The following is a 5,209-nucleotide window of genomic DNA, read 5'->3' as shown; positions in this document are numbered from 1 at the left end:
CCGGGGGTTCGAATCCCTCTTTCTCCGCAGAGCTGAAAAGCTAACGGTTTTAAAACCCTTCAAATTCAAAATTTTAAGGGTTTTTTGTTTTCAGGCACTTCAAAATATTCATTCAATAGTTTAATAGATCGTTGTGACAATAATTAGTAAACTAACAAAATTGAAAGGAATTCACAACTATTACAAATCTAAAATAGATAACTATTGCATAACTCCGGTTAAAAAATTAGAGCTATGCAACAGATACATCGTTTTAAATTAATAAGATTATTAAATACTCATTTTTCTATATTCTTAAAAATAAATTTAATTTTTCAAGAAATAAATATTTATAAATGTTATTGATTTACATAAAAATCATACATCTGAAAGCCTATTATTAATGTAATAATAAAAGCAACTATAGCGATCCAATTATCTTTTAAAAATTTCAATCTAAAGCATTTTTGACTGATCACAAATCAACTAAAATTAAGAAATATTTTATTTTTCAATTATTATAAAGTCTGACCTTCTGTTTAAAAAATGTTCTTCTTCAGAGCATTTCACACCATTTTTACATTGATTTCTTAAGCGTGTTTCTCCAAAACCAACAGCACTTTCAATTCTATCAGCAGAAATTCCTTTTGACAAAATATAACTCTGTGTCGATTTGGCTCTATTATCGGACAATTTCAAATTATATAAATCTTTTCCCCGTGAATCTGTATGTGATTCGATTCTGATTTTGACTTTCGGGAAATTTTGCATTACATATACTACTTTGTCTAATTCAGCTGCTGCCTGCGGAGTTATATCCCATTTGTCGTAATTAAAGAAGATAGGATTAATATCAATTTTTTCATTACCATTATCTTTCACTACAAAGTCTTCAAGTTTAGCCAATTCAAAATTAACAGGCATTATTTCACCGTTTTTATCTCCTATTCGTATTTCTTTTTCCTGTGTTGAAAAATCTGGTTTTGAAGCAACTAATTTATAACTGCCATTGCAAGGCATCTGAAATTCGAATTTACCATTAGCATCTGAGAAATATTCTTGCTTTAAATCTCCAAAAGAATCTAAAACCTTGATTGATGCATCCTGAATAGGTGCTTTTGATTTTGAATTAATCACAGTACCTGCAATTGTCTGAATGCATTCCGGTTCTCTTTTAGCAAAGTAATAAATATCATCATCACCTTTTCCCGAATCTCTGTTTGAAGAAAAATACCCATACTTTGATTTAGGATCGATGATAAAGGAAAAATCATCTTTATTACTGTTGACAGGCTCACCCATATTTTTAGGTTCAGAAAAATCTTTCCCGTTAAACTTACATTCAAAAATATCCAAGCCACCAAAACCATAAAGCCCTTCTGAAGAAAAATAAAGTTTTCCTTCACTAAAAAACGGAAACATTTCCCTTCCTACCGTATTTATTTTTGGCCCTAAATTTTTTGGTGAATTCATTGTTCCGTCGGCAAAAATTTCAACTGCATAAATATCAGTTTCACCATACCCTCCCGGCATATCAGAGACAAAAAACAGCCATTTACCATCCGGACTTAATGCAGGATGTCCCACACTGTAATCCAGACTGTTGAAAAACAATTTTTCTCCTTTAGCAGCTTTATCATTTTCTAAACTTGATTTAATAATTTGAAAATTATTAGTTCCTTTTTTATCATTTTTTAACCGATTACCCTTCATCGTATTGGTCGTATAATAGAAAGTTTTCAAGTCATTGGAAAAAGAAATTGTAGCATCATGGTATTTCGATGCAATTTCTGTAAGAAAAGGCTGTTCATTGAAAAGACTTCCATCAGACAAATTTCTATCGGCAACAAACATTGCAAGATAAGGCTGCTCATTCCATGTGTATATTTTTTTATCAATACTGGCACCTTCTTTTGTTGAAGAATACACTAATTTTTCACCATAAAAAGCAGGACCAAAATCAGAATTTTTGCTGTTTACATCTAAATTTTTTATTTGAAATAGTGATGTTTTTTGTGAAAGACTGTCTAAATATTTCTGATTGGATACAAAATAGCGAATCGCTGCATTATCGTTTTTCTTTTTCAACGCTTCTTTATTTATTGTATTTGCTTTATCATAATCTCTTACCCCGCGTAATGCCTGTGTGTATCGCAACATATAGATATCTGACAAATTTTGTCCTTGGATATCGTATAATTTTTGATACCACGTTAATGCTTTACGTATATCATTCAAATTATAATAAGTATCTGCAATATTTGTAATAGTTTGCGTAGATAAATCGGGGTCTTTTTCTAAGTATTCTTCATAAAGCCCTGCGGCTTCGACATAAGACATTTCATCAAACATTTCATTTGCCGCTTTTAGTTTTTGCTGTCCGTAAATTATGCTGGTAAATAAAACCAAGCTAACTGCTGCTATTTTTCTCATAGTAATTGGAATTAGAAAAATCTTGGAGATTTTATTGTAGATGATTTTTGAGGCAATTGATAGCGAAGGATTATTTCGTGTGTCCCGTCATTATATTTATTGAGTCGGGTAACCGTATAATCAAAGGAATAACCTAAAAAGAAACTATTTGACATTTGAATTCCGGCCAAAGCACTAACCGAATCATCCCATCGGTAGGAAGCTCCAAGAGTCAGTTTTTCTTTCAGTAAGAAATTAGCCGAAAAATCAGTTGACAATGGTGATCCGCTGACTGCTTTTATAAGCATTGAAGGCTTAAACTTCACACTGTCTGATAAATCAAATACATAGCCGCCAATCAGATAATAATGCAGCCTATCCGAAACTACCGATTCTTGAATATCGTTATAATAATCATGTCGGAGAAAACTAGGTACTGATAATCCCACATACCATTTATTAGAGTAAACATATGCTCCTGACCCTAAAATCCCCATCATTTTATTTTTTACGTTAGTATTTAAAAGCACATCATCATTATCATAAAATCTTCCTTTTGACCAATCAATATTCAACATCCGGACACCTGCCTTCATTCCAAAAGCCAGTTTAACAGATTCATTTAAATCAATAGAATATGAAACATTTCCTGCAAGTGTTTGTTCACTTGAAGGTCCTAAATCATCACTGATAATATTGAACCCTAAACCTATTTTTTTGTTGGATAAGGGGGAATGAATGCCTAAAGTTCCTGTTTTTGGTGAACCTTCTATATTTACCCATTGCTTTCGTAACAGTAAATTAGCTTCCAATACTCCTACAGATCCTGTATAACCTGGATTTACCATCATAGTGTTGTACATATATTGAGTATATTCTGGATTTTGCTGAGCAATGCTTTGTCCGTAAATGAATAGACTAAAGAAAAATATTTTAATATTTTTTATCATATTTGTGGATTTTATATTAAAAAAAAGAATATTTAGTTATCCTGTAACGATTATCTCATTATATATAACCATCCTGATTTAGCCTGATTCACAGTATTATCACCAGTTTCAAAAACATAATAGTAAGTTCCGGTAGGTAAGACATTATCGTTAAACGTACCTTTTACATTGGCTATTCCTTTCCAATCATTTTTATAACCTCTTGTTTGGAATACTAAATTGCCATATCTATTATAAATTTCTAATTTATTGTTAGGATAATTTTCAGCGCAAACAATATAAAAGAACTCATTTGAACCATCCCCGTTAGGAGTAAATTCATTGAAAATTGTCAAACAACCATCTACCGGCAATACGCAACTTTCTACTACCAGATTAAAAGTTGCTGTTTCCTGTGAATTACAAACCGATGAATTAAGGTAACTCACAGTTACTGAATTTGAGCCAAGCTGTGTCCAGTTGACAGTTACAGTAGAATCATTTGATCCACCACCGCTAACAATCTGCCCTCCGGAACCAATAGTCCATTCATAATTGCTCATGTTTCCTTGAGTTGAATAAGTTACTGGTTCAAAATCACAGGTTTTATCAGTATTGTCATCAATTGAAGCAGAATCGGCAGTCTTTAAATCTACAGTAATTGCTAATCTAGTAGTGCTTGAACAACCACTAACAGGATCTATAATTCCAGCATAATAAGTGACTCCATCAACTAATAATGCACTTGAAGACAAAACATTTCCTCCAGTTGCAGCATCATACCATACTATAGTGCTCTGATTTACCTGAAGTGAAGCTATTGTAGGATTATTAGATTGGCAAAAATCCTGAGTTGTGTCATTTGTTGTTGGCGTTGGCACGGAATTTAAATTTGCTGAAACTGCCAGTCTATCTGCACTTGAACAACCACTAACAGGATCAGTGATTCCAGCATAANGTAGGATTATTAGATTGGCAAAAATCCTGAGTTGTGTCATTTGTTGTTGGCGTTGGCACTGAATTTAAATTTGCTGAAACTGCCAGTCTATCTGCACTTGAACAACCACTAACAGGATCAGTGATTCCAGCATAATAAATCATTCCGTCAACTAACAGCGTGCTTGGTGACAATGCATTACCTCCAGTCGCTGCGTCATACCAAATCACATTTGATTCGTTTACCTGAAGAGATGCAATTGTAGGATTACTTGATTGACAGAAATTTTGAGTCGTATCATTTGTAGTTGGTGTTGGTGCTGCATTTAAATTAGCAGTTACGGCTAATCTATTTGCACTAGAACAACCGCTAACCGGATCAGTGATTCCTGCGTAGTATATCATTCCATCAACTAACGGTGTACTTGGTGACAGAACATTACCTNGGATCAGTGATTCCTGCGTAGTATATCATTCCATCAACTAACGGTGTACTTGGTGACAGAACATTACCTCCAGTTGCCGCATCATACCAAATTACATTAGACTCATTCACTTGTAATGAAGAAACCGTTGGTGGTGTTGGTTGACAAAAATCCTGAGTAGTGTCATTTGTAGTTGGTGTTGGCGCTGCATTTAAATTAGCAGTTACGGCTAATCTATTTGCACTAGAACAACCACTAACTGGATCAGTAATTCCCGCATAGTAAATCATTCCATCAACTAATAGTGTGCTTGGTGACAAAGCATTACCTCCGGTTGCTGCATTATACCAAACAACATTCGGTTCATTTATCAGTAATGAGGAAACTGTTGGATTTGATGACTGACAAAAATCCTGAGTGGTATCGATTGTTGTTGGTGTCTGGCCACTATTTAAATCAACAATAACTGCCAGACGATTACTACTAGAACAACCAGTTACCGAATTTGTAATACTCGCATAATAGGTC

4 protein-coding genes and 1 pseudogene are annotated in these 5,209 nt (G+C 33.6%); all 5 read right to left on the bottom strand.

What is annotated here, in order from left to right; all coding sequences use genetic code 11:
* Positions 1–483 precede the first annotated feature (483 nt).
* Positions 484–2,412, bottom strand: a complete 1,929-nt coding sequence (locus EZM65_RS15255) for an OmpA family protein (protein WP_136669425.1) — start codon at positions 2,410–2,412, stop codon at positions 484–486.
* Positions 2,413–2,423: 11 nt separating this feature from the next.
* Positions 2,424–3,341 carry a type IX secretion system membrane protein PorP/SprF gene (locus EZM65_RS15250; RefSeq protein WP_136669424.1) on the bottom strand — a complete coding sequence of 306 codons (918 nt, stop codon included), beginning with the start codon at positions 3,339–3,341 and terminating at the stop codon, positions 2,424–2,426.
* Between the two features lie 50 nt (positions 3,342–3,391).
* Positions 3,392–4,201, bottom strand: coding sequence for a gliding motility-associated C-terminal domain-containing protein (locus EZM65_RS15245; RefSeq protein ID WP_169051726.1), 810 nt, complete (start codon positions 4,199–4,201; stop codon positions 3,392–3,394).
* Positions 4,202–4,259: 58 nt separating this feature from the next.
* Complete coding sequence (locus tag EZM65_RS15780) at positions 4,260–4,661, bottom strand: hypothetical protein (protein ID WP_136669422.1); 402 nt, start codon at positions 4,659–4,661, stop codon at positions 4,260–4,262.
* Between the two features lie 34 nt (positions 4,662–4,695).
* Positions 4,696–5,209, bottom strand: a pseudogene (locus EZM65_RS15775) (gliding motility-associated C-terminal domain-containing protein); the annotation flags it as partial.

This window comes from Flavobacterium sp. H122 (assembly GCF_004959765.1).
In the GTDB taxonomy this organism is placed as follows: domain Bacteria; phylum Bacteroidota; class Bacteroidia; order Flavobacteriales; family Flavobacteriaceae; genus Flavobacterium.
The sequence above is the reverse complement of the archived record's forward strand: the minus strand, read 5'-3'. Positions and strand labels throughout refer to the sequence as shown.